Annotated in this window: 26 protein-coding genes and 1 riboswitch; of the genes, 11 read left to right on the forward strand and 15 right to left on the reverse strand. The window is 67.1% G+C overall.

The features are described 5' to 3' along the window. Positions 1 to 57 precede the first annotated feature (57 nt). The 6 genes from DT074_RS12880 to thiS all read left to right on the forward strand — a co-directional run bounded on the left by DT074_RS12880 (position 58) and on the right by thiS (position 6,118). Positions 58 to 966, forward strand: coding sequence for a helix-turn-helix transcriptional regulator (locus tag DT074_RS12880; RefSeq protein ID WP_368744644.1), 909 nt, complete (start codon positions 58 to 60; stop codon positions 964 to 966). Positions 967 to 989: 23 nt separating this feature from the next. Further along, positions 990 to 2,144 carry an isobutyryl-CoA dehydrogenase gene (locus DT074_RS12885; protein WP_119420264.1) on the forward strand — a complete coding sequence of 385 codons (1,155 nt, stop codon included), beginning with the start codon at positions 990 to 992 and terminating at the stop codon, positions 2,142 to 2,144. Further along, positions 2,141 to 3,202, forward strand: a complete 1,062-nt coding sequence (locus tag DT074_RS12890; protein WP_119420265.1) for an enoyl-CoA hydratase/isomerase family protein — start codon at positions 2,141 to 2,143, stop codon at positions 3,200 to 3,202. The genes DT074_RS12885 and DT074_RS12890 overlap by 4 nt, the downstream gene beginning before the upstream one ends. A gap of 20 nt (positions 3,203 to 3,222) precedes the next feature. Then, positions 3,223 to 4,116 (forward strand): 3-hydroxyisobutyrate dehydrogenase, encoded by an 894-nt coding sequence (gene mmsB, locus DT074_RS12895; RefSeq protein WP_119420266.1) that lies wholly within the window; start codon positions 3,223 to 3,225, stop codon positions 4,114 to 4,116. Further along, positions 4,103 to 4,912 (forward strand): enoyl-CoA hydratase/isomerase family protein, encoded by an 810-nt coding sequence (locus DT074_RS12900; protein WP_368744645.1) that lies wholly within the window; start codon positions 4,103 to 4,105, stop codon positions 4,910 to 4,912. Before mmsB ends, DT074_RS12900 begins: the two co-directional genes overlap by 14 nt. A gap of 38 nt (positions 4,913 to 4,950) precedes the next feature. After that, a riboswitch (TPP riboswitch) is annotated at positions 4,951 to 5,059 on the forward strand. Positions 5,060 to 5,119: 60 nt separating this feature from the next. Further along, positions 5,120 to 6,118: a sulfur carrier protein ThiS gene (gene thiS / locus DT074_RS12905; protein ID WP_119420268.1), complete on the forward strand. Its 999-nt coding sequence runs from the start codon at positions 5,120 to 5,122 to the stop codon at positions 6,116 to 6,118. 21 nt (positions 6,119 to 6,139) lie between these two features. Here the strand turns inward: thiS and DT074_RS12910 are convergent, their stop codons facing one another. Together DT074_RS12910 and DT074_RS12915 are read right to left on the reverse strand one after the other, a co-directional pair. Continuing rightward, the gene (locus tag DT074_RS12910) at positions 6,140 to 6,619 is read right to left on the reverse strand and encodes a PAS domain-containing protein (RefSeq protein ID WP_119420269.1); all 480 of its coding nucleotides are present in this window, start codon (positions 6,617 to 6,619) and stop codon (positions 6,140 to 6,142) included. 25 nt (positions 6,620 to 6,644) lie between these two features. After that, positions 6,645 to 7,130 (reverse strand): MarR family winged helix-turn-helix transcriptional regulator, encoded by a 486-nt coding sequence (locus DT074_RS12915; RefSeq protein ID WP_119420270.1) that lies wholly within the window; start codon positions 7,128 to 7,130, stop codon positions 6,645 to 6,647. A 69-nt stretch (positions 7,131 to 7,199) separates the two neighbouring features. Here DT074_RS12915 and hppD point away from each other — a divergent pair, with 69 nt between their 5' ends. The 3 genes from hppD to DT074_RS12930 are packed head-to-tail and all read left to right on the forward strand — an operon-like array spanning position 7,200 to position 10,443. After that, positions 7,200 to 8,267 carry a 4-hydroxyphenylpyruvate dioxygenase gene (gene hppD / locus DT074_RS12920; RefSeq protein WP_368744646.1) on the forward strand — a complete coding sequence of 356 codons (1,068 nt, stop codon included), beginning with the start codon at positions 7,200 to 7,202 and terminating at the stop codon, positions 8,265 to 8,267. 36 nt (positions 8,268 to 8,303) lie between these two features. Next, the gene (locus DT074_RS12925) at positions 8,304 to 9,449 is read left to right on the forward strand and encodes a homogentisate 1,2-dioxygenase (RefSeq protein ID WP_119420271.1); all 1,146 of its coding nucleotides are present in this window, start codon (positions 8,304 to 8,306) and stop codon (positions 9,447 to 9,449) included. 4 nt (positions 9,450 to 9,453) lie between these two features. Continuing rightward, complete coding sequence (locus DT074_RS12930) at positions 9,454 to 10,443, forward strand: fumarylacetoacetate hydrolase family protein (protein WP_119420272.1); 990 nt, start codon at positions 9,454 to 9,456, stop codon at positions 10,441 to 10,443. On the opposite strand, the gene DT074_RS12935 is transcribed toward DT074_RS12930, so the two are convergent. From DT074_RS12935 to DT074_RS12965, 7 genes are read right to left on the reverse strand one after another with little or no spacing between them, the layout of a single operon-like run. Then, positions 10,427 to 10,993: a DedA family protein gene (locus DT074_RS12935; protein WP_119420273.1), complete on the reverse strand. Its 567-nt coding sequence runs from the start codon at positions 10,991 to 10,993 to the stop codon at positions 10,427 to 10,429. The two genes, DT074_RS12930 and DT074_RS12935, sit on opposite strands and share 17 nt — an antisense overlap. A gap of 8 nt (positions 10,994 to 11,001) precedes the next feature. Further along, the gene (locus DT074_RS12940) at positions 11,002 to 12,174 is read right to left on the reverse strand and encodes a CaiB/BaiF CoA transferase family protein (protein ID WP_119420274.1); all 1,173 of its coding nucleotides are present in this window, start codon (positions 12,172 to 12,174) and stop codon (positions 11,002 to 11,004) included. A gap of 33 nt (positions 12,175 to 12,207) precedes the next feature. Further along, positions 12,208 to 13,272, reverse strand: a complete 1,065-nt coding sequence (hemB, locus tag DT074_RS12945; RefSeq protein ID WP_119420275.1) for a porphobilinogen synthase — start codon at positions 13,270 to 13,272, stop codon at positions 12,208 to 12,210. Next, positions 13,269 to 13,667: a YybH family protein gene (locus DT074_RS12950; RefSeq protein WP_119420276.1), complete on the reverse strand. Its 399-nt coding sequence runs from the start codon at positions 13,665 to 13,667 to the stop codon at positions 13,269 to 13,271. Before DT074_RS12950 ends, hemB begins: the two co-directional genes overlap by 4 nt. Positions 13,668 to 13,710: 43 nt before the next feature. Further along, positions 13,711 to 14,586, reverse strand: a complete 876-nt coding sequence (gene folD / locus DT074_RS12955) for a bifunctional methylenetetrahydrofolate dehydrogenase/methenyltetrahydrofolate cyclohydrolase FolD (protein WP_119420277.1) — start codon at positions 14,584 to 14,586, stop codon at positions 13,711 to 13,713. Beyond that, a complete protein-coding gene (locus DT074_RS12960) occupies positions 14,583 to 14,882 on the reverse strand; it encodes a DUF167 domain-containing protein (protein WP_368744647.1) in 300 nt (99 codons plus the stop codon). Before DT074_RS12960 ends, folD begins: the two co-directional genes overlap by 4 nt. Positions 14,883 to 14,899: 17 nt before the next feature. Further along, positions 14,900 to 15,190, reverse strand: a complete 291-nt coding sequence (locus DT074_RS12965) for a YggT family protein (protein WP_119420279.1) — start codon at positions 15,188 to 15,190, stop codon at positions 14,900 to 14,902. 164 nt (positions 15,191 to 15,354) lie between these two features. On the opposite strand from DT074_RS12965, the gene DT074_RS12970 reads away from it, so the two are divergent. Beyond that, positions 15,355 to 16,170: an undecaprenyl-diphosphate phosphatase gene (locus DT074_RS12970; protein WP_368744648.1), complete on the forward strand. Its 816-nt coding sequence runs from the start codon at positions 15,355 to 15,357 to the stop codon at positions 16,168 to 16,170. Positions 16,171 to 16,180: 10 nt separating this feature from the next. On the opposite strand, the gene clpA is transcribed toward DT074_RS12970, so the two are convergent. The 4 genes from clpA to DT074_RS12990 all read right to left on the reverse strand — a co-directional run bounded on the left by clpA (position 16,181) and on the right by DT074_RS12990 (position 20,653). Beyond that, positions 16,181 to 18,538, reverse strand: coding sequence for an ATP-dependent Clp protease ATP-binding subunit ClpA (clpA, locus tag DT074_RS12975; RefSeq protein ID WP_119420319.1), 2,358 nt, complete (start codon positions 18,536 to 18,538; stop codon positions 16,181 to 16,183). A 56-nt stretch (positions 18,539 to 18,594) separates the two neighbouring features. Continuing rightward, positions 18,595 to 18,921, reverse strand: a complete 327-nt coding sequence (gene clpS, locus DT074_RS12980; protein WP_119420280.1) for an ATP-dependent Clp protease adapter ClpS — start codon at positions 18,919 to 18,921, stop codon at positions 18,595 to 18,597. A 209-nt stretch (positions 18,922 to 19,130) separates the two neighbouring features. Next, on the reverse strand, positions 19,131 to 19,634 hold the full coding sequence (locus DT074_RS12985) for a phasin family protein (protein ID WP_162914871.1): 504 nt from the start codon (positions 19,632 to 19,634) through the stop codon (positions 19,131 to 19,133). 308 nt (positions 19,635 to 19,942) lie between these two features. After that, the gene (locus tag DT074_RS12990; RefSeq protein ID WP_162914872.1) at positions 19,943 to 20,653 is read right to left on the reverse strand and encodes a hypothetical protein; all 711 of its coding nucleotides are present in this window, start codon (positions 20,651 to 20,653) and stop codon (positions 19,943 to 19,945) included. Between the two features lie 155 nt (positions 20,654 to 20,808). Here DT074_RS12990 and DT074_RS12995 point away from each other — a divergent pair, with 155 nt between their 5' ends. Continuing rightward, positions 20,809 to 21,987: a D-alanyl-D-alanine carboxypeptidase gene (locus DT074_RS12995; protein WP_119420283.1), complete on the forward strand. Its 1,179-nt coding sequence runs from the start codon at positions 20,809 to 20,811 to the stop codon at positions 21,985 to 21,987. Between the two features lie 27 nt (positions 21,988 to 22,014). Here DT074_RS12995 and DT074_RS13000 read toward each other — a convergent pair whose 3' ends face one another. Beyond that, complete coding sequence (locus tag DT074_RS13000) at positions 22,015 to 22,926, reverse strand: pseudouridine-5'-phosphate glycosidase (protein ID WP_119420320.1); 912 nt, start codon at positions 22,924 to 22,926, stop codon at positions 22,015 to 22,017. Positions 22,927 to 22,958: 32 nt separating this feature from the next. Next, positions 22,959 to 23,492, reverse strand: a complete 534-nt coding sequence (locus tag DT074_RS13005) for an NADH-quinone oxidoreductase subunit B family protein (RefSeq protein WP_119420284.1) — start codon at positions 23,490 to 23,492, stop codon at positions 22,959 to 22,961. Positions 23,493 to 23,498 lie beyond the last annotated feature (6 nt).

A 23,498-nucleotide genomic window follows, 5' to 3' on the forward strand; every position in this document is an offset into this window, starting at 1 on the left:
GGATGCCAAGCCTGGATGCATTATAATGCACGGGAATTCGCACCTGGAGCCCTTCCCGTGGCGCTTCGCACCGCACCCGCCGACACGCCCGAGCCCCGCGAGACCGGGACCCAGGAATACCTGACGCGCCTGGGCGAGCGGGTGCGCAACCTGCGGGCTCGCCGCGGCATGACCCGCCGGTTGCTGGCGCGCGATTCCGACGTTTCCGAGCGCTATCTGGCGGAGCTGGAGGCCGGACGCGGCAACATCTCGATCGCTCTGCTGCGCCAGGTTGCCCGCGCCATGGGCGTGCCGCTGGCCGAGCTGACCGATGACGGGCCCGACCGTTCGGTCGAGCGCAACCTGCTGGTCGCCAAGCTGGACCGGCTGAACCCGCGCGAGCTGGAGGAGGTTGCCGGTTTCGTCGCCGAGCGCTTTGCGCAGACCGGGGATCGGCGGCTGCGCATCGCGCTGATCGGCTTGCGCGGTGCCGGCAAGACCACGCTCGGGCGTCTGCTGGCCGAGAAGCTCTCGATTCCCTTCATCGAACTGGCTCGCGCCATCGAGACGGAAGCCGGCATGGCCCTCGACGAAATCTTCGCCCTGTCCGGCCAGGCGGCGTTCCGCCGGCACGAGCTGCGCGCGCTGGAGCGGGTCATCGCCATGAACCGCAAGGCGGTGATCTCGACCGGTGGCGGCCTGGTGACGGAAGCGGCCACCTTCCAGCGGCTGCTGGAAGGTTGCTGGACGGTCTGGGTCAAGGCCTCGCCCGAGGAGCACATGTCCCGCGTGCTGGCCCAGGGCGACCGCCGGCCGATGGCCGGCAATGCCGAGGCGATGGAGGATTTGCGCCGCATCCTCGTGCAGCGCGAGGCGCTCTACCGCAAGGCCGACGCGGTGCTCGACACCACCGGCCGCACGATCCAGGAGTCCACGGCCGAGCTGGGCAGGCTGGTTGACGCCGCCGCCCCGGCGCTTCATCCATAACGCCCGAATACGGGAGGAATGCGGTGGATTTCGAGCTGTCCGAAGAGCAGCGGGCATTTCGCGACGCGGCGCGCGGTTTCGCGTGCGATGAGATGGCGCCGCATGCGGCCGTTTGGGACGAGGGCAAAGTGTTTCCGGAGGCGGCTTTGCGTGGCGCCGCGGCGCTCGGCTTCGCCGGCATCTACGTGTCGGAGGAGATGGGCGGCTCCGGCCTGAAGCGGCAGGATGCGGCGGTGATCTTCGAAGAGCTGGCTGCCGGCTGCACCTCCACCGCCGCTTATATCTCGATCCACAACATGGCGTCGTGGATGATCGATCGCTTCGGCACCGAGGCGCAGCGGCGCAGGTTCCTGCCCAGGCTCTGCTCGATGGAGCATTTCGCCAGCTACTGCCTGACCGAGCCTGGTTCAGGCTCCGACGCCGCCGCGCTGAAGACCCGCGCGGTGCGCGACGGCGACCACTACGTGCTGAACGGTTCCAAGGCCTTCATCTCCGGTGGCGGCCGCTCCGACATCTATGTCTGCATGGTGCGCACCGGCGCCGACGGGCCGAAGGGCATTTCCTGCATCGTGGTCGAGAACGGCACGCCGGGGCTGTCGTTCGGTGCGCAGGAGAAGAAGCTCGGCTGGAACTCGCAGCCGACCGCGGCGGTGATGTTCGAGGATTGCCGGGTGCCGGTGGCGAACCGGATCGGCGCCGAGGGCGAGGGCTTCAAGATCGCCATGATGGGGCTCGACGGTGGCCGACTGAACATCGGAGCCTGCTCGATCGGCGGCGCGCGTGCCTGCCTCGACCTTGCGCGTGAGCATATGGGCGTGCGTCAACAATTCGGCAAGCCGCTCGCCGAGTTCCAGGCGCTGCAGTTCAAGCTCGCCGACATGGCGACCGAGCTCGAGGCCGCGCGGTTGATGATCCGGCGCGCCGCCGCCTCGCTCGATGCCGGCCATGCCGATGCGACAACCCATTGCGCGATGGCGAAGCGCTTCGCCACCGATGCCGGCTTCCATGTCGTCAACGAGGCGCTGCAGCTGCATGGCGGTTACGGCTATCTGCGCGACTTCCCGGTGGAGCGCTATCTGCGCGACCTCCGCGTGCACCAGATTCTGGAAGGAACCAACGAGATCATGCGCGTCATCATCGCCCGCCGGCTGCTGAGCGGCGGCTCGCTCGACCCATGAGCGAGGAGATCCTGTTCGCCGTCGAGAGCGGCATCGCCATCGTCCGGATGAACCGGCCGAAGGCGCTGAACGCGCTGACGCATGAGATGGTGGTCGCTTTTGATGCCAAGCTGAAGGCGTGGAGCCTTGATCCGGATGTGAAGGCGCTGGTGATCCTGGGCGAGGGCGGCCGCGCCTTCTGCGCCGGCGGCGATATCCGCAAGCTCTATGACGAGGGCCGCGCCGGCGGGCGCTACCCGTACGATTTCTATCACGACGAATACGTGATGAACGCGCGCATCAAGCGGTTCCCGAAGCCCTATATCGCATTCCTCGACGGCATCACCATGGGCGGCGGCGTCGGTGTCTCGGTGCACGGCTCGCATCGCATCGCGACCGAGAACACGCTGTTCGCCATGCCGGAGACCGGCATCGGCCTGTTCCCCGATGTCGGCGGCAGCCATTTCCTGCCGCGCTGTCCGGGCGAAATAGGCCAATATCTGGCGCTGACAGGCGAGCGGCTGAGGGCAGCGGATTCGGTGGCTGCCGGCATCTGCACTGCTTTCGTCCCCGCGACGAAGCGCGACGAGCTGCTGGCGGCGCTGAAGGCGGCCGACTGGTCGGGCGACGCGATGCGCGTCGCCGACAAGGTGGTTGCCGGCTTCACGGCCGAGGCCGGCACGCCGACCCTGCCGGCGCATCGCGCGGTGATCGACCGCTGCTTTGCGGGTGCCAGCGTCGAGGGAGTGCTCGCGGCGCTGGACGCCGATGGCAGCGAGTTCGCCGCGAAGCAGGCCGCGACCATCCGCACCAAATCGCCGACCAGCCTGAAGCTGACCTTCCGGCAGATCCGCGAGGGCGCCAAGCGCTCGATGGACGAGTGCATGCGCATGGAATGGCGCATGGTCAACCGCGTCATCAAGGGCCACGACTTCTACGAGGGCACGCGCGCCGTCGTCGTCGACAAGGACCAGAAGCCGCTATGGCGTCCGGCGAGCCTGGGCGAAGTGAGCGACGCCGATATCGACGCCTATTTTGCGCCGCTGCCCGACGGTGACCTGCGCTACGATTGGGATTGAGTTTTCCGAGGGAGGACAAGATGGCCGCGATCGGCTTCATCGGCGTCGGCAACATGGGCGGGCCGATGGCCCGCAACCTGTTGAAGGCCGGCCACAAGGTGAAGGTGTTCGACCTTGCCGCCGCCGCGGTGAAGGTCTGCGAGGAAGCCGGCGCGACGAGCGCCGCCGGCGTAACGGAAGCCGCCAAAGGCGTTGATGTCGTGGTGACAATGCTGCCGGCAGGCCAGCATGTCCGCGCCGTCTATCTCGGCGACAACGGCATCCTGAAGGCGGCGGCGAAGGGCACGCTGTTCATCGACAGCTCCACCATCGATGTCGAGAGCGCGCGCGCCGTCGCCAAGGCGGCGGCCGAGGCCGGCATGCCGATGATCGACGCGCCGGTCTCGGGCGGCGTCGGCGGCGCGGCTGCGGCCACGCTCACCTTCATGGTCGGCGGGCCGGAGGAAGCTTTCGCCAAGGCGAAGCCGTTGCTGGAGGCGATGGGCAAGACCATCGTGCATGCCGGTCCGGCGGGGAACGGCCAGGCGGCGAAGATCTGCAACAACATGGTGCTCGGCATCTCGATGATCGCGGTGAGCGAGGCGTTCGTGCTGGCGGAGAAGCTCGGCCTGGACCATCAGAAGCTGTTCGACATCTCGTCGAAATCCTCCGGCCAGTGCTGGTCGCTGACCACCTATTGCCCGGTGCCGGGGCCGGTGCCGACCTCGCCCGCCAATCGCGGCTACCAGGCGGGCTTCACCGCCGACATGATGCTGAAGGACCTGAAGCTGGCGCAGGAAGCGGCCAAGGCGGCCGGCGCAACGACGGAGCTCGGCGCCGATGCGGCGGCGATCTACGAGCGCTACGCCAAGGCCGGGCAGGGCGGGCTCGACTTCTCCGGCATCATCAACATGATCCGCGATGCGGGCCGCTGACATGGCAGCCTCCGGCATCACCGTCGAGAAGCGCGGCCGCATAGCCATCGTCCGCCTGGACCGCGGCGATGGCCGCAACGCCATGTCGCGCGCTGTTATGCGCGAGCTGACCGAGGTCGCGCGCAGCTTCGAGGACGATATCGAAACCTCCGCCATCGTGGTGACCGGCACGGCGGAGGTGTTCACGCTCGGCTACGACCTCAAGGACACCGAGACGCAGAAGCTGTCTGACATGGGCCTCGCTGAACGCCGCCGGCACCTGCTGGCGGGGCCGCGCATGTGCAAGGCCTGGGAGGATCTCGCGCCGTTCACCATCGCGGCGATCGAGGGCTGGTGCGTGGGCGGCGGCGTGGCGCTCGCGGTCTCGCTCGACTTCCGCGTCTGCGGCGGCACCAGTCGCTTCTATGTCGCGGAGATCGAGCGCGGCATGAACATGAGCTGGCAGAGCCTGCCGCGCATCGTCAACCTGGTCGGCCCGGCGCGGGCCAAGCAGCTCGCCATCCTGGCCGAGAAGGTGCCGGCGCAGTCGGCGTTGGATTTCGGTCTGGTGCAGGAAGTGGTGCCGGCGGGTAACGCCTTCGGCCGTGCCATGGAACTGGCCGAGCGGGTGGCGTCGCTGCCGCCGGTGCCAGTCCGCATGATCAAGGCCGACATCAACGCCTATGCCAACGCGCTCGGCGCCGCCACCAGCCAGATGGACCTGGACCAGTACGCCCTCTGCCAGGGCGCCGAGGACTACCAGGAGGGCGTCGCCGCCTTCCTGGAGCGCCGGCCGGCCAAGTTCACCGGACGCTGAGCCGAACTTGACGTAGGGCGCCCGCCGCCCAATCATATTGCTGTTCCAAGGGGAGCCCCGTGTGGGGGCTGAGAGACCGCGGCATGCGGTGACCCTTCGAACCTGATCCGGGTCATGCCGGCGAAGGGAATGGAACTTGCGCATCCCGGGGATGCGTGTGCTCTCCAGACTCGGTCGGATCGCCGTGGCCCCGCGCGAGGATGTGCCATGCAGGTGATGCTGAACGGCGAGGCCAAGCAGATTCAGGCGCCGATGACGGTGAAGGAGCTGCTGGAGAGCTTGGGCCTGGACCCGCGCAAGATCGCGGTCGAGCGCAACCTCGAGATCGTGCCGCGCTCGACCTATGGCGAGATCAGAGTTGGCGACGGCGACCGGCTGGAGATCGTGCATTTCATCGGCGGCGGCGATGACGGCGTGCCGCTCGCGGCACGCGAGAAGCAGGACGCGCTGGTCGTGGCCGGCCGGCGCTTCAACTCCCGCCTGCTGGTCGGCACCGGCAAGTACAAGGATTTCGAGGAGACGGCGCGCGCCATCGAGGCATCCGGCGCCGAGATCGTCACCGTCGCGGTTCGCCGGGTCAATGTCAGCGATCCCAAGCAACCGATGCTGATGGATTATGTCGATCCGAAGAAGTTCACCTATCTGCCGAACACGGCCGGCTGCTACACGGCGCAGGACGCGCTGCGAACGCTGCGCCTGGCGCGCGAGGCCGGCGGCTGGAAGCTGGTGAAGCTCGAGGTCCTGGGCGACCAGAAGACGCTCTATCCCGACATGACCGAGACGCTCGCCGCCGCCAAGGTGTTGATCGCCGAGGGCTTCGAGGTCATGGTCTATTGCAGCGACGACCCGATCATGGCGAAGAAGCTGGAGGAGATGGGCTGCGTGGCCATCATGCCGCTGGCGGCGCCGATCGGCTCCGGTCTCGGCGTGCAGAACCCGGTCGGCATCCGCATCATCGTCGAGAACGCCAAGGTGCCGGTGCTGGTCGATGCCGGCGTCGGCACCGCGTCGGATGCGGCGATCGCCATGGAACTCGGCTGCGATGGCGTGCTGATGAATACGGCGATCGCGGAAGCCAAGAACCCGGTGCTGATGGCGCGGGCCATGAAGCTCGCGGTCGAAAGCGGCCGGCTCGCCTATCTGGCCGGGCGCATGCCGAGGCGGCTTTATGCCGATCCGTCCTCGCCGCTGGCCGGGCTGATCTGATCCGCGCTGATCCGACTGGGCTCAGGTCTTGCCGGTGAAGTGCGGCCGGGGGATCGCCTCGACGCCGACGAGCAGGCGGTCGATGTCGTGCCCGTTGCTGGAGAACGGACAGGCCAGCCGGTGCATTTCGATGGCGCCGAGATCGTAGGCGTCGTCGGAGCGGCTGTAGCAGGGCAGGCGATGCGTCAGCGGTTGCAGAAAGGCGGCCTGCACCGCTTCGGCCCAGCGCGGCGGCTCGATATCGTCGACCCATCTGCCGGTGAGATCGCGGCCGCCGATCTCGGCGATCCGGGTGCCGAACAGGCGGAAGCGGAAGCGCGGCGGCTCGCCCTCGACCTCCACGATGTGCAGATAGCCCATCAACTGGGGCAGGGTCAGGATGTCGAACTGATCGGGTGACGGCAGCGGTCTGTCGCCGCACAACTGAACCCAATGCTGATGGAGACGGCGCAGCCGGGTCAGGGCCGGACGCTCCGGCAATGTGATCGGACCGCCCGTCATCGGGCGACACCGGCATCGCGCGTTGCTAGGGCAGCTGGCGCACGCGGGCGGTCAGGCTCTCCAGCAGGCGATCGAGCGCCTGCAGGTCTTCCGGCGCGAGCGTGGCGAGAAGTTGCCGTTCGTAGTCGCGTGCCAACGGAACGATCTTGCGATAGACATTGTAGCCGGCCGTGCTCATGGCGAGCCGGGCGCGTCGGCGGTCGGCCGGATCGATCACCCGCACCAGCCGGCCGGTGGCGACGAGCGAGGCGATGGCGCGGCTGACCGCGACCTTGTCCAGCGCACCTCGCTCGGCGATCTCGCTGGCCGTGGTGTTCGGAAATCGGCCGACAATCGCAATAATGCGCCATTCTGCAACCGTGAGATTAAATTGCCGGGCATATGCCGCAGCCAGTTTGCTGCTGACCAGGTTCGTTAATACCGCGAGTCGATACGGGAGGAAACGTTCCAACTGCAACGGCGCCGCGTCGTCGTCGGTTGTAGGAGCGGCGGCGGCTTGATTTGGTTTCATATGTAACTAATATCGCGGGTAAGCATCCTCGATCAAGGGGCGCCCCGGGCGCCCGGCACGGGAGGTCCCATGGACGACAGCGTCAACCCGATGGGCACCGACGGCTTCGAATTCGTCGAATACACGGCGCCGGATCCGGCGGAGCTCGGCCGGCTGTTCGAACAGCTCGGTTTCACCGCCGTCGCGAAACATCGCTCCAAGAACGTCACCCTGTTCCGTCAGGGCGACGTCAACTTCATCCTGAATGCGGAGCCGGAGAGCTTCGCCCAGGCCTTCGCCCGCGTGCATGGGCCGAGCGTCTGCGCCATCGCCTTCCGAGTGCAGAACGCCGCGCGCGCCTATGAGCGGGCGACCGGGCTCGGCGCCTGGGCGGTGCAGAGCCGGGTCGGCCCGATGGAGCTCAACATCCCGGCGATCAAGGGCATCGGCGATTCGCTGATCTATCTGGTCGACCGCTATGGGCCCAAGGGGACGATCTACGACGTCGATTTCGAGCCGTTGCCGGGTGTCGACCAGAACCCGAAAGGCGTCGGCCTGGTCTCGATCGACCACCTGACTCACAACGTGCATCGCGGCCGCATGGACGAATGGTCGGAATTTTACGAGCGGCTCTTCAATTTCCGCGAGATCCGCTATTTCGACATCGAGGGCAAGCTGACCGGCCTCAAGTCGAAGGCAATGACCAGCCCCTGCGGCAAGATCCGCATCCCGATCAACGAGAGCTCGGACGACAAGTCGCAGATCGCCGAATATCTGCGCGCCTATCACGGCGAGGGCATCCAGCACATCGCGCTGTCGACCGGCGACATCCATGCGACGGTGGAGGCGCTGGGCGCCAAGGGCGTGCCGTTCCAGGACACGCTCGACACCTATTACGATCTGATCGACAAGCGCCTGCCGGGACACGGCGAGGATCTCGCGAGGCTGAAGAAGAACCGCGTGCTGATCGACGGCGCCCCCACACCCGAAGGCGGCAAGCTGCTGCAGATCTTCACCAAGACGGTGATCGGCCCGATCTTCTTCGAGCTGATCCAGCGCAAGGGCGACGAAGGCTTCGGCGAAGGCAATTTCCGCGCGCTGTTCGAATCGATCGAGCTCGACCAGATCCGCCGCGGCGTGTTGAACCCGGCCGCCTGAGGCGGCCGACGGCCGGAAGGCCACGGGAGGACAACAATGGCGAAGAACTGGATCTCGCTGCCGCGCGTCGAAGGCACGGCCTCGCGCCAGGCGCATGTCAATCTGCCGCCCGGTACCTTTGAGCGCGAGATGGGGAAGGAGGGCTTCTTCGGCCCGGCCACCCACATGTATCACCGGCATCCGCCGACCGGCTGGGTCGAGTTCGAGGGGCCGCTCAAGCCCCGCGCCTTCGACACGGTGCAGCTGAAGGGCGGCGAGAGTGGGCCGTGGTCGGCCGAGCTGATGCTGCACAATGCGCATCTGCAGTTCCGCCTCTGGCGCCAGCCCAAGGCGATGGACCACCTGGTGCGCAATGCCGATGGCGACGAGCTGTTGTTCATCCACGAAGGTGCCGGCGACCTCTACTGCGACTACGGGCGCCTTGCCTTCCGCGATGGCGACTACATCATGCTGCCGCGCTCCACCATGTGGCGGATCGAGCCGTCGGCGCCGGTGACGGCGCTGCTGATCGAGGCGACCAACGACAGCTTCCGCCTGCCCGACAAGGGCATCCTGGGCGAGCACGCGATCTTCGATCCGGCCATGCTCGACACGCCGGCAATGGACGCGGCCTTCCGCGCCCAGCAGACCGAAGATGCCTGGGCCGTGCGGGTGAAGCGGCGCGGTCAGATTTCGACCATCACTTATCCGTTCAACCCGCTGGATGCCACGGGGTGGAAGGGCAACCTGGCGCCGGTCAAGATCAACTGGCGCGACATCCGCCCGGTGCTGAGCGCGCGCTACCACGTGCCGCCTTCGGCGCATTCGACCTTCGTGGCGTCGCGCTTCGTCGTCTGCACCTTCGTGCCGCGCCCGTTTGAGACCGATCCGGCGGCGCTGAAGGTGCCGTTCTTCCACAACAACGACGATTACGACGAGGTGCTGTTCTATCACCAGGGCAATTTCTTCAGCCGCGACAACATCCATGCTGGGATGATCACCCTGCACCCCTGCGGCTTCACCCATGGGCCGCATCCGAAAGCGCTGAAGCATGCCTTCGCCTCGGCCAAGCCTGAGACCGACGAGGTGGCGGTGATGCTGGACGCGCGCGATGCGCTGGAGATCGCCCCTGCGGCGGCTTCGGTGGAGAACGCCGCCTATGTCCGCTCCTGGCTGACGCCGCAGGCGAAGGCGGCGGAGTAGGGCGATGAAGCTCGCCTCGCTCAAGGGCGGCCGCGACGGGCGTCTCGCCGTCGTCAGCCGCGATCTCACCCGTGCCGTCGAAGCGAAGGCCGCGGCGCCGACCTTGCAGGCGGCGCTCGACAACTGGCACGAGGTCGAGCCCGAGCTGCGCTCGATCGCGCGGCTTCTGGAGGAGGGACACTATCGCGACGCCTTCGCCTTCGATCCGGCGCAGCTCGCGGCACCCCTGCCGCGCGCCTTTCAATGGGCCGACGGCTCGGCCTATGTGAACCATGTCGAGCTGGTGCGGAAGGCACGCGGCGCCGAGATGCCGCCATCCTTCTGGACCGACCCCCTGATGTATCAGGGCGGGTCCGATGTCATGCTCGGACCGACCGACGACATCGAAATGGCGGACGAAGCCTGGGGCATCGATTTCGAGAGCGAGGTTGCCGTCGTCACCGACGACGTGCCGATGGGCGCCACCCGCCAGGCGGCGGCGTGGCACATCAAGCTCGTCATGCTGGTCAACGATGTCAGCCTCCGGAACCTGATCCCGAACGAGCTCGCCAAGGGTTTCGGTTTCTTCCATGGCAAGCCCTCGACCGCCTTCTCGCCGGTGGCGGTGACGCCGGACGAGCTGGGCGCCGCCTGGGACGGCGCCAAGCTGCACCTGCCGCTGCGCTCGACCCTGAACGGTGAATTGTTCGGCGCGCCGGACGCGGGCACCGACATGACGTTCGATTTCCCGACCTTGATCGCGCATGCGGCCACGACGCGCCGCCTTTCCGCCGGCACGATCGTCGGCTCCGGCACGGTCTCCAATCTGGACCGTTCCAAGGGATCCGCCTGCATCGCCGAGCGGCGCATGCTGGAGACCATCGAGCAGGGCAAGCCTACGACACCGTTCATGAAATTCGGCGACCGCATCCGCATCGAGATGCTGGATTCAGGCGGGCGCAGCATCTTCGGCGCGATCGATCAGAAGGTGGTGCGGTTCAAGCCTGCCGCTTGAGCCAGCGGCGATAGAGCCAGTGGCCGATCAGGGCGGCAACGACCGCCGCCGCGATGGCCCCGAGGATCTTGATCTGCATGTCCTTGACCTGGCCGAGCATCAGCTCGAAGGCCTCGCCGAACAGATATCCGGCGGTACCGACGACGATGGCCCAGACCGCGGCGGCAATCCCGTTGAGCGCAAGGAAGCGCCGCGCGGGATAGCCGCTCATGGCGAGCGCCATGGGGCCGACGCTGCGGATGCCGTAGAGAAAGCGGAAGGTGAGGACAAACCAGTCGGCATGGCCGCCGAGCCGGACGCGCACCCGTTCCACCCGGCCGAGCAGCTTCGGACGGCGCGCCAGCCATAGCCGGCCATAGCGTCGCGCCAGGTGGAACCACACCTGATCGCCGGCATACGAGCCGAGAAAGGCGGTGACAATGACGCCGGCCAGCGTGAGGTGTCCCTGATGCGCGGCGAAGCCGCCGAACACCAGCACCGTCTCGCCTTCGAAGAACGTCCCCACGAAGATGACGAGATAGCCGAACCGTTCGATGAGATCGACGAGCACGGGCGGCGCTACTCCCGGTCGAGCATGTCCAGCTCGGCCAGGATGGCGGCGCGATGCTCGTCGAGACCGGGCGCGTAGGGCCGCTCCACCGGGTCGGGCACGCCCGACAGCTTGATCGGATTGCCGGCCATGGTGATCCGCCCGGCGACGGGATCTTCGGCGCTCGCCACCATGTTGCGCGACATCACCTGCGGATCGGCCAGCACCTGCGCCACGTTGTTGATCGGCCCGCAGGGCACGCTCGCCTTGTCGAGCACGGAGAGCCAGTGCGCGGTGATGTTGGTAAGCAGCACCGCCTCCATCGCCGCCGTCAGCTCGGCATGATGGGCGGTGCGGTCCGGATTGGTCCTGAAGCGCGGATCGGTCGTCCATTCCGGATGGCCGAGCGCCTTGGCGAGCGCGGCGAACAGGCCGTCATTGCCGGCAGCGATTATGATGTGGCCGTCCTTGGTGGAGAACGCGGCGAAAGGCGTGATGGTCGAGTGCCGGGCGCCGAGCGGGCCAGGCACCTCGCCGGTCGCGGCATAGCGCGCGATGGCGTTTTCGAGGAAAGCCACCTGGCTATCGAGCATGCTGACATCGATCTTGCGGCCTTGGCCGGTGGCGCGGCGCTCGAACAGCGCGGCATTGATGCCGATCGCGGTGAACAGACCTGCCGCCAGATCTCCAATGGAAGTGCCTACGCGCGTCGGCGGGCCGCCCGAATGGCCGGTCAGGCTCATCACGCCGCCCATGCCCTGCACCACCATGTCGTAGGCGGCGCGGGTCTTGTACGGCCCCGAATGGCCGAAGCCGGAACAGGCGGCATAGATCAGCTGCGGGAAGCGCTGGTGCAGCACGTCGAAGCCGTAGTTCAGCTTCTCCATGGTGCCGCCGCGGTAGTTCTCCAGCAGCACGTCGGCGCGCGCCAGAAGGCGCTCGAAGATCGCGCGGTCGGCCGGCGCCTTGAGGTCGAGCGCGATGCTTTCCTTGCCGCGGTTGATCGACATGAAATAGGCCGACTTGCCATTGATGAACGGACCCACCTGGCGGCTGTCGTCGCCTGTTCCGGGAACCTCGATCTTGATCACCCGGGCGCCCAGATCGGCCAGAACCATCGCGCAATAGGGACCGGCGAGCACGCGCGTGAGGTCGAGCACGGTCACGCCATTGAGCGGGCCCGCAACGGAACTGGGCTTCATCGTCGGTCGGCTCTCTCCAGGAACCCGGGTGGATCAGCCGGCCTTCAGCCGCTTCGCGGCATCGACGGCGAAGTAGGTGAGGATGCCGTCGCAGCCGGCGCGCTTGAAACCGAGCAGGCTCTCCAGCATCACCTTGTCGCCGTCGAGCCAGCCGTTCAGCGCCGCGCCCTTCAGCATCGCGTACTCGCCCGATACCTGATAGGCGAAGGTCGGCAGGCCGAACGTCTCCTTCACCCGCCAGCAGAGGTCGAGATAGGGCATGCCGGGCTTCACCATCACCATGTCGGCGCCCTCGGCGATATCGAGCGCGACTTCGCGCAGGGCTTCGTCGCCATTGGCCGGGTCCATCTGGTAGGTGCGCTTGTCGCCCTTGCCCAGACTGGCGCCGGAGCCGAGCGCGTCGCGGAACGGCCCGTAGAACCCGGAGGCATATTTCGCCGCATAGGCCATGATCTGCACGTTGATCAGGCCGGCGCCTTCGAGCGCCGATCGGATCGCGCCGACGCGGCCGTCCATCATGTCCGACGGCGCGATGATGTCGCAGCCGGCTTCCGCCTGCACCAATGCCTGCTTGACCAGGACCTCGACGCTCTCGTCGTTGACCACATAGCCGTCGCGCACCAGCCCATCCTGCCCGTGGCTGGTGAAGGGATCGAGCGCCACGTCGCAGAGGATGCCGATTTCCGGCACCGCGCGCTTCACCGCGCGAATGGCGCGGCAGACCAGGTTGTCGGGCCGGATCGCCTCGTCGCCGTCCGGGGTCTTCAGGCTTGGGTCGAGGGCCGGAAACAGCGCGATCACCGGGATGCCGAGATCGCGCGCCGCGGCGGCGCGCTCGACCAGCAGGTCGATCGACAGGCGCTGAACCCCGGGCATGGAGGGGATGTCGGTCGCGAGATTGTCGCCGTCGTGGATGAAGACCGGCCAGATCAGATCCGCCGCGGTCAGCACGTTCTCCGCCACCAGCCGGCGCGACCAGTCGTGCCGCCGGTTGCGGCGCATGCGGATGCGCGGGAAGCCGGCATAGTCGGTCAGCGGTGCGGCGGCCGGGGCCGATGGCTTCGGCGCCTTGCGGAACGGGATCGGCTTCTCGCTCATGCCACCCTCTCGCGCTTGCGCATCAGCGGCTTCTCCGCCTTGGCATAAGTCTCTTTCAGGGTGATGCAGCCCTGCTTGTCGAAATGGATCAGGTCCAGCCCGCGCCAGCCGCCGGCCCGGTCCTTGGAGGTGAGCGTGCATTCCCAGCTGATCATGGCCTTGGCCGCGTCGGGATCGACGAACAGATCTTCCTGCAGGAAGCGGATGGTGCCGAACTTGCCCGAGAACTGCGGCTCGAAGGCGGCGCGGATGGCTGCCTTTCCGACCGAGCGGGCACCGTTGAACTCGTCATAGGCGCCGTCCTCGGCGAAATAGGACATCACCGCGTCGAGATCGTCGCGGTTGAACGCGGCGGTGAAATCCAGCACCAGCTTTTCCAGAGACGCCCGATCCATGACCCATCCCTCCGACCGCGGGAACCCGGCATTCTAACCCGAATCAGCCCGAAAGGCCGAGCCTGCGCCGGGCTGCCGTCAGCGTATTGGCCAGCAGGCAGGCGACCGTCATCAGGCCGACGCCGCCCGGCACCGGCGTGATGGCCCGGGCGACTTCGACCCCCTCCGCATAGGCGACGTCGCCGATCAGGCGGCTTTTGCCGTCGGGCAGTGGAAAGCGGTTGATGCCGACATCGATCACCACGGCGCCGGGCTTGATCCAGTCGCCGCGCACCAACTCGGCCTTGCCCACCGCCGCAACCAATATGTCGGCCCGGCGGCAGACCGCGGGCAGGTCGCGGGTCCGCGAATGCGCCATGGTGACCGTGCAGTTCTTCGCGAGCAGCAGTTGCGCGATCGGCTTGCCGACCAGGTTGGAACGGCCGACCACCACAGCCTCCAGCCCGGAAAAATCGGCGATCTCACCCTCCAGCATGATCATGCAGCCGAGCGGCGTGCAGGGCACGAACCCCGGCAGGCCCTGCGCCAGGCGGCCGGCATTGACGGGGTGCAGGCCGTCCACATCCTTGTCCGGATCGATCGCCTGGATCACCGCCAGGCTGTCGAGCTGCGCGGGCAGGGGAAGCTGGACCAGAATGCCGTGCACCCCCGGATCGGCATTGAGGCGGCCGATGGTGGCGAGCAGCGTCTGCTGATCGGTTTCGGCCGGCAGGCGGATGGTGTCGGACCGCATGCCGGCATCGGCCGTGTGCTTGCCCTTGTTGCGCACATAGACCTGGCTGGCCGGATCGTCGCCGACCAGCACCACCGTCAGGCCGGGCACGACACCGTGCGCTGCGGCGAGCTCTGCGACTTCCTTCGCCACCCTGGCGCGCAGGGCCTCGGCGATAATCTTTCCGTCGATGCGCTTGGCGGTCATGGGCGGGCCAGCATGTGGAAGCGAGAAAGCAGGGCGGCCGGATCGCCGGCGACGGCCATGATCTTGTCGCGGCCGGTTTCGCCGCCGGCGACCGTCACCGCGGTAGGCGCGACGCCAAGCGCCTTGGCCAACAGCGCCACGATGGCGGCGTTGGCGCGGCCGCGATCGGGCGCCGCGGTGACCTTGACCGCAAGGCGTTCGCCACTGGGAAAGCCTCGCACGCCATCAATGGCATCGCATGCGGCCTTGGGCTGGGCGCGCACGGCGATGCGGATGCCCTGGGCGGTCGTCGTCACGAGCGGGCTTCGCGCGCTCAATAGCCGAAGAAGATGTAGCCGACGACCGGGATCAGCAGAAGCTGGATACCGAGCAGCAGCACCAGCGGCGAAATGTCGACCGGGCCTAGATTCGGCAGGATGCGGCGTATCGGGCGCAGCGCCGGTTCGGTGATGCGGTTCAGGAAATCCCAGATCGCATAGATGATGCGGTTCTGCGTGTTGACGACATTGAAAGCCATCAGCCAGCTGAAGATGACCGAGGCCAGGACCAAGTAGCTGTAGATACTCAGTACCTCGATCAACAAGTTGCCGATGATTCTGGCCATCTCTGCTCCTGGCGGGCGGGAGGCGGCCACTGGTAGCGGGTCGGGCCGTCTTAGGCAAGCTTGCGACGGCGCGTGCAATTGCCGCCTTGCCGCGGCCGATCCGGCGCCTCTAGTCTCCCTCGCCGCACGAATCCACCCCCCAAGCTCGAAGGAGTCGCGCCCGCATGTCGGTCACCCTCGACATCGGAACCATGGTCGCCGCCGGCTTGCTCGGGGTGGTCGAAGGATTGACCGAGTTCATCCCGGTTTCCTCCACCGGCCACCTGATCCTGCTGATCGATCTGATGGGGTTCCAGGGCCCGCCAGGCAAGGTGTTCGAGATCGTCATCCAGTTTGGCGCCATCCTGGCCATTCTCTGGCTGTACCGGCAGCGCTTCATCGCCGCGCTGCTGGGCCTGGCGAACGACCCGGTGCAGCGGTGCTTCGCGATCAACATCTTCGCGGCACTGATTCCCGCGCTCGGTATCGGGGCGGCGTTCGGCGGCAAGATCAAGGACCTGCTGTTCTCGCCCTGGGTCGTCTCCACGACCCTGATCCTGGGCGGCATCGCCATCCTGGCGATCGAGAGGTTCAAGCCGAAGCCCCGGATCGATCAGGTCGACGCCTTCACCCCCTGGCTCGCCTTTCGCATCGGGCTCTGCCAGGCGGTGGCGATGGTGCCGGGCGTGTCGCGCTCCGGCGCCACCATCATGGGCGCGCTGCTGCTCGGGACCGAGCGCAAGGCGGCGACGGAATTCTCGTTCTTCCTGGCGGTGCCGACCATGCTGGCGGCCTGCGTCTACGACCTCTATCGCAACCGCGCGGTGCTGGATTTCGACGGGGCGGGGCTGATCGCCATCGGCTTCGTGACGGCCTTCATCGCCGCGCTGATCGTGGTGCGCAGCGTCATCGCCTTCATCTCGCGCTACGGCTTCCAGCCCTTCGCGTGGTACCGCATCGCCGTGGGCACGGCGATGCTGGCGATCCTGCTGATGCGCTGACGCCGGCCGCCTAGGTCGTAACCTCGGCGTCCTGCTCGGCGGAACGCTCGCCGTCGTCCGGCCGCGGCGGCGCGACATCGTTCGGCGTGATGTCGTAGGCGAGCTTGCCCGCCTCGACCCGCACCTTGACGTGACCGCCCTTCAAAAGCTTGCCGAACAGGAGTTCGTCGGCCAGGCCCTTCTTGATGTTCTCCTGGATCACGCGGGCCAGCGGCCGCGCGCCGAACAGGCGGTCGTAGCCGCGCTCGGCGAGCCAGGTCCGCGCCTCGTCCGTCAACGAGATCGTGACGTTCCGATCGGAGAGCTGGGCTTCGAGCTGCGCCACGAACTTGTCGACCACGCGGGCGATGATTTCGGGCGACAGCGCGTCGAAGGGAATCACCGCGTCCAGCCGGTTGCGGAATTCCGGCGTGAACATGCGCTTGATCGCTTCCTCGTCCTCGCCTTCCTTGAGGCCGCGGCCGAAGCCGATGGCGTTCTTGGCCGATTCCGTGGCGCCGGCATTGGTGGTCATGATCAGGACCACGTTGCGGAAATCGATCGCCTTGCCGTTGTGGTCGGTCAGCTTCCCGTGATCCATCACCTGCAGCAGGATGTTGAACAGATCGGGATGCGCCTTCTCGATCTCGTCCAGCAGCAGCACCGCGTGCGGGTGCTGGTCGACCTTGTCGGTCAAGAGGCCGCCCTGGTCGAAGCCGACATAGCCCGGCGGCGCGCCGATCAGCCGCGAGACGGTGTGGCGCTCCATGTACTCCGACATGTCGAAGCGGATCAGCTCGACGCCCATGATCGAGGCGAGCTGGCGCGCGACCTCGGTCTTGCCGACGCCGGTCGGGCCGGAGAACAGGTAGCAGCCGATCGGCTTCTCCGGCTCGCGGAGGCCGGCGCGGGCAAGCTTGATCGCCGCCGAGAGCGCGGTGATCGCGTTGTCCTGGCCGAACACCACGCGCTGCAGTTCCTTCTCCAGGTTGCGCAGGTTCTCGGTATCGCGCTTGGAGACGCTCTTCGGCGGAATGCGGGCGATCTTGGCGACGATGCCTTCGATCTCGCGCACGCTGATGGTCTTCCGCCGCTTGCTCTCCGGCTTCAGCATCTCGGCCGCGCCGACCTCGTCGATCACGTCGATCGCCTTGTCGGGCAGCTTGCGGTCGTTGATGTACTTGGCGGCGAGCTCCACCGCGGCGCGGATCGCCTCGTTGGTGTAGCGGACCTTGTGGAATTCCTCGTAGTAGGGCTTCAGCCCCTTGACGATCTTGATCGCGTCCTCGACCGAGGGCTCGTTGACGTCGATCTTCTGGAACCGGCGCAGCAGCGCGCGGTCCTTCTCGAAATAGGAACGGTATTCCTTGTAGGTAGTCGAGCCGACGCAGCGGATCGTGCCGGAAGCCAGCGCCGGCTTCAGCAGGTTCGACGCGTCCATCGCACCGCCCGAAGTGGCGCCGGCGCCGATCACGGTGTGGATCTCGTCGATGAACAGGATGGCGCCCTTGATCGCTTCGAGCTCGGCGACCACGGCCTTCAGCCGTTCCTCGAAATCGCCGCGATAGCGGGTGCCGGCGAGCAACGTGCCCATGTCGAGGGCGTAGATCACCGAGGTCTTCAGCACCTCCGGCACCTCGCCCAGCACGATGCGGCGCGCCAGTCCTTCGGCGATGGCGGTCTTGCCGACGCCGGGGTCGCCGACGAAGAGCGGGTTGTTCTTCGACCGGCGGCACAGGATCTGGATGGTGCGCTCAATTTCGAGCTCGCGGCCGATCAGCGGATCGATCCGTCCCGCCTTGGCCTTCTCGTTCAAGTTGACGCAGTAATTCGCCAGCGCCTCCTGGTTCTTGCCTTGGGCCTGGCCTTGGCCGGCGCCTGATCCGCCGCGCGGCTCCTGCGGCTGCTCGGGATCGGCGCCGCGCACCGGGCGGCTCTCGGCCCGGCCGGGCGTCTTGGCGATTCCGTGGCTGATGAAGCTGATCGCGTCCAGCCGCGACATGTCCTGCTCCTGCAGGAAATAGACGGCATGGCTCTCGCGCTCGGAGAAGATGGCGACCAGAACGTTGGCGCCGGTGACCTCCTCGCGCCCCGACGACTGCACATGGAACAGCGCGCGCTGCACGGCGCGCTGGAAGCTCAGGGTCGGCTTCGCCTCCTCGCGGCGATCGAGCGCGAGATCGCGCAGGTCCTCGTCGACGAACTTGGTGACGCGCGTGCGCAGCCGTTCCAGATCGACATTGCAGGCGCGCAGGACCGACATCGCGTCGTTGTCGTCGACTAGCGCGAGCAGCAGATGCTCGAGCGTGGCGAATTCGTGTCGCCGGGCCGTGGCAAGGGCGAGCGCGCGATGCAGGGTCTGTTCGAGATTGCGGGAGAAACCGGGCAAGCGCTCCACTCCTCAGGTCATCGGCAAAGAGACGTCGTCGATCGGCAAACTCACACTCAGTCGCGCTCCATGGTGCATTGCAGCGGGTGCTGGTTCTGGCGGGCGAGATCGATCACCTGCGCCACCTTGGTCTCCGCCACCTCGTAGGTGAAGACGCCGCAGACGCCGATGCCCTTCTGGTGCACATGCAGCATGATCCGCGTCGCTTCCTCGCGGTTCTTGCTGAAGAAACGCTCGAGCACGTGGACGACGAACTCCATCGGCGTGTAGTCGTCGTTGAGCAACAGGACCTTGTAGAGAGGCGGCTTCTTCGTCTTCGGCCGCGTCTTGGTGACGACGCCGGTCGACGTGCCGTTCTCTCCGTTTCTACGCTCCTCACTCATCCACAGCTCCAGGGGCACGCTGCAAGCCACCGCCGTGCCCGGACAGAATATCGGAGTTGCGGGCGGTTTCGCCAGACTTGACTTAGCAGCAGGTGGTTCAAGGAGCGTTGAATTTCAAGCCGCGGCACAAAAGCAAAGAGCCCGGCCTTGACAGCCGGGCTCCGCAACCACGCGAACTCAGGACTGAAATCGGGCTGATGCCCCCTGGCTTACGCCGCCAGCGGCTTGCCGAACTTCTCCACCGCCAGCTTGAAGCGGGCGCCGACCGGCTCGATCGCTTCCTGCACGGCCTTCTGGCCCATCTCGCCCATCTTGGTCGAATGCGCGACCAGGGTCTCGACCGAGTCCTTCACGAAGCCGGTCTGGATGTCGAGCAGCTCCTTCAGCGTCTTGGCCGTCATCGCGGCCTTCGCGGCGGCGACGCCCTCGTCGACCCGGGCCTTGGAGAAGGCCACCATCTCGGCGCTCAGCGCCTCGAAGGCCTTGGCGGTCCTGGTCGACGTCTGCACCATCATCTCGACGGTCTCCTGATTGAACGCCGTCAGCTCGCCGAAGCTCTTGGTCGCCGCGTCGAAACGCTCTTTGCCCATGGAATAAGCCTTGGTTGCGGCCTCTTCGCCGGCCTTCATCGCGGCCTCGATGGCATCCTTGCCCACGGTCATCGCTTCGTCGCCGAACTTCGCGGCGTCCGCCGCCTTCGCCTTCACAGCCATAGATCGATCCTCCGTTGCGCTGGTTGCGCGTTGCAAATCTGGTCGCCTTGTCCATTGCTGCAATGCAGCATGGCGCATAATTAAGCTTTCTGCTGCGCCGCGTCAAGGGGAATTGCTGCGCTGCACAAGAGAATTTTGGAAGCGGCTGAGAAACACTCCAAATTCAGGGTGTTAACCATGAGAATGCCGATGCGGTCGCTGATTCGGGCGAGCCGGCCGACCCGGCGGCGATCACGTCTCCGCCGCCTGCAGGGCGCCGCACAAGGCATCTGATGTTGCGATGCACAATGCCGCGTCGCAGGCGCCCGCTAAAGCCGGGGGCCGACGCGCAGGCCGTTCTCGCCGAGCTGCAGCTGGAAATGGTCGCGATCGGTCATCGGGTCGTGCCGACGGAACGGGCCGAGCGCTATGTCGCGCGGCGCACGCAACGCGATCCCGGTCGCATCGAGGCGCTGCAGAAGGGGCGGGAAGGGCAGCCGGCGCAGGTCCTGGTCGCCGCCCTGCCAGGCGGCGAAGCGGAACTTGCCGTCGCGGCAGGCGGCGGCGACCCAATAATATGCGTCGGAGCGCAGGAACTGGCCCGGACGCATGCGCGGGCCGGCGACCGCCTGGTCCAGCGCGGCCGCCAGCTGGTCGAACTCGGCCGGGGTGATCGGGCTGTCGGCGCGATCGCCGCGCCACGGACGCAGCGGGTCGTACACGTTGATCGTCGCCACGTCCCCTTGCCCCAGCACCCGGGCTTCCACCGTGCCGGCCCGGCCGCCGAAGCCTGGGCGCACTTCGTAGGTCCGGACCTGATCGTGCCACTGCGCATTGTAGACAAAACGCATGGCATCCGGCCCGCCGGCGTTGCAGCTGCTTCGGATATCGTCGCCACCCAGATAGCTGAACCAAGTGAAACTGCGGGTCAGCGGATTGTCGTCGGGGCCGGCAGCGGCACAGCCCAACAAGAACAAGACGAGAATTGCTGTCGAGTACGAGGCGGCGCGCCGACAGAACTGGTTAATCGATGTTTGCATGTGGTGAATCATTGGGGTTTTCTTAAGGATGTAAGCGGATATTGGCTGGACAGCCGATTCCGGCAACCTTAGCCTTTGGTCATTGATCGAGGCGCGATTCGCTGTGCGGGAAGCCATCGGCGGAATGCTGCCACGGATTAAGGGGGAACCCTAGTATGCGTCGTTTGATGGTGGCCTTGCTGGTTACGTTGCTGGCCGCTTCCGGCGCCTGGGCGAAAAGCGCGCCCTCCAAAAAGTCCTCCGCGCGGCCTCAAGTCGACAATCGCACCGCTTCGATCCTGATCGACGCGGAGACCGGCGCGGTTCTGCATGGCGACCGGGAGGACGAGCTCCGCTATCCCGCCTCGCTGACCAAGATCATGACGCTCTACCTCGTGTTCGAGGCCTTGGAAAGCGGCCGGCTCAAATTGCATCAGCGCCTGCACGTATCCGGCTTCGCGGCGGGGCAGGAGCCGTCGAAGCTCGGCCTCAAGCCGGGCGAGACGATCACCGTGGAAGCCGCCATCCTCGGCGTGGTGACCAAGTCCGCCAACGATGCGGCGGTGGTGCTGGCCGAAGGCGTGGCGCGGTCGGAAAGCGCTTTCGCCGAACTGATGACGGCGAAGGCGCGCGAGCTCGGCATGTCGAGCACCGTTTTCCAGAACGCCTCCGGACTGCCCAACTCCGCGCAGCAGACGACCGCGCGCGACATGGCGGCGCTCGGCGCGGCGATGGTGCGCGACCATCCCCGCTACTACCCCTACTTCTCGCGCGAAAGCTTTTCCTTCGACGGCGTGGCGCACGCCAATCACAACAAGCTGCTGAGCCGGTACGATGGCGTCGACGGCATCAAGACCGGCTTCATCCGCGCGAGCGGTTTCAACCTGGTCGCCTCCGCCGTGCGCGATGGTCGGCGCCTGGTCGGCGTGGTGTTCGGCGGCAACACGGCCTCGGTGCGCGACGCCCAGATGGTCAAGTTGCTGGATGCCGGGTTCCGCGATTCCTCGACCATGGTCGCCGGCAATTCCAGCAAGCTGCGGGCCGTGGTCGCCCGGGCGGCCAAGGCGGTGAATCCGATTTCCACCGCCCAGGCGGCGACCGACGAGAAGGCGTCGGGTCGTGGCGGTTACGCGGTCCAGGTCGGCGCGTTCGGCCGCGCCCAGGCCGCCGAACAGGTGGCGCGCAAGGCGGCGAAGCTGGTGCCGCAGCTGGACGAGAAGGATGCCTATGTCGACCGCGACGGGCGCAGCAAGTATTTCCGGGCCCGGGTCGGCGGTCTCTCGCTGAACGAGGCGCGTGAGGCCTGCCGCGTCCTCAAGTCCAAGGGCCAGGACTGCCTCGTCGTCGGCACCTGACGGTTCGCTGATCTCCCGATAGCCGGTTCAGAGCGCGACGGCGAGTTTTGCCGCCAAGGTCGCGTTGTCCAGCGCCAATGCGCGGTTGACTGCCTGGCTGCGGCCGCCGGAGAAGCGATTGAGCGCGGCCAGCAGATGGGGCGTCACGCGCTGGCCGCTGACGCCTTCGCGGCCGGCCGATTGCAGGGCCGCCTCGATCCAGCCGGACAACTCCGCCCAGGGGACGGCAATTGCGGCGGGAGGGGGATTGCACACCAGCATGGCCGTGCCGGCGACATGTAGATGGGCCCGGACCGCCGCAGCGAGCGGCGCGATGCCGTCCACCCGGTGCGCAAGCGGCAGGCCGCTTTCGCGGCTGTGGAAAGCCGGGAATTCCGCCGTGCCGTAACCGATGACGCCGATGCCGAGCGTTTCCAGCATCTCGACGGTCGCCGGCAGGTCGAGGATCGACTTCGCGCCCGCCGTGACCACGGCGATCGTGGTGCGGCCGAGTTCAGCCAGATCCGCCGAAATGTCGGGAGGCCCGCTGTCGTTCGGCAGGCGGCGATGCACGCCGCCGATCCCGCCCGTCGCGAAGACCTTGATCCCGGCGAGCGCGGCGATCCGCGCCGTGGCGGCGACCGTGGTTCCGGCGGTGACGCCGGCGGCGATCAATGGGCCGAGGTCGCGGGCCGAGGCCTTGGCGAGATTCCCCCTTACCAGAAGGTCGAGCGCATCGGCATCGAGGCCGACGCGGAGCTCGCCGCTGATCACGGCAATCATGGCGGGAACGGCGCCCGCGGCGGTCACGGTCGCCGCAAGCTCGTCGGCCAAGGCGCGGTTCTGCGGCGGCGGGAAGCCGTGCGCGATGATGCTGGATTCCAGCGCCACCACCGGCCTGCCGGCCGCCAACGCATCGGCGACGGCGGGCGCGAGGTGAACCAACGGGGAGGGCGACATGGCCGGCATGATAGCCGGCCGGTTGTGCGATCTCACGCGCTGCGGCCGCCCTCGCCGACACGGTCGAGCAGGGCGAGAAGGCCCTGCAGCAAGGCGTTCGGATTTGGCGGGCAGCCGCGGATGTGCAGGTCGACCGGCACCACCCTCGCCACGCCGCCGACCACGGCATAGCTGCCGGCGAAGCAGCCGCCGTCAACCGCGCAGTCGCCGACGGCGACCACCCATTTCGGGTCCGGCGTTGCCTGAAAGGTGCGCTCGAGAGCGTCGCGCATGTTGGCGGTTACCGGGCCGGTAACCAGCAGCACGTCGGCGTGCCGCGGCGACGCGACGAAGCGGATGCCGAAGCGCTCCAGATCGTAGAAGGCGTTGTTGAGCGCATGAATCTCGAGTTCGCAGCCGTTGCAGGAGCCCGCATCCACCTCACGGATCGACAGGCTGTGGCCGAGGCGCCGCCGGGCAGACCGGTCGACCGCCTGGGCCAGCTCGCGCAGCGCGGCGTCGTCGGTGGGGGGCCGGGGTTCGGTCACCGGCGCCCGGAACATTCCGCTGAACAGGAGCTTGCGCATGACCGG

It is taken from the genome of Desertibaculum subflavum (assembly GCA_003576705.1).
Taxonomy (GTDB): Bacteria; Pseudomonadota; Alphaproteobacteria; order Ferrovibrionales; family Ferrovibrionaceae; genus Desertibaculum; species Desertibaculum subflavum.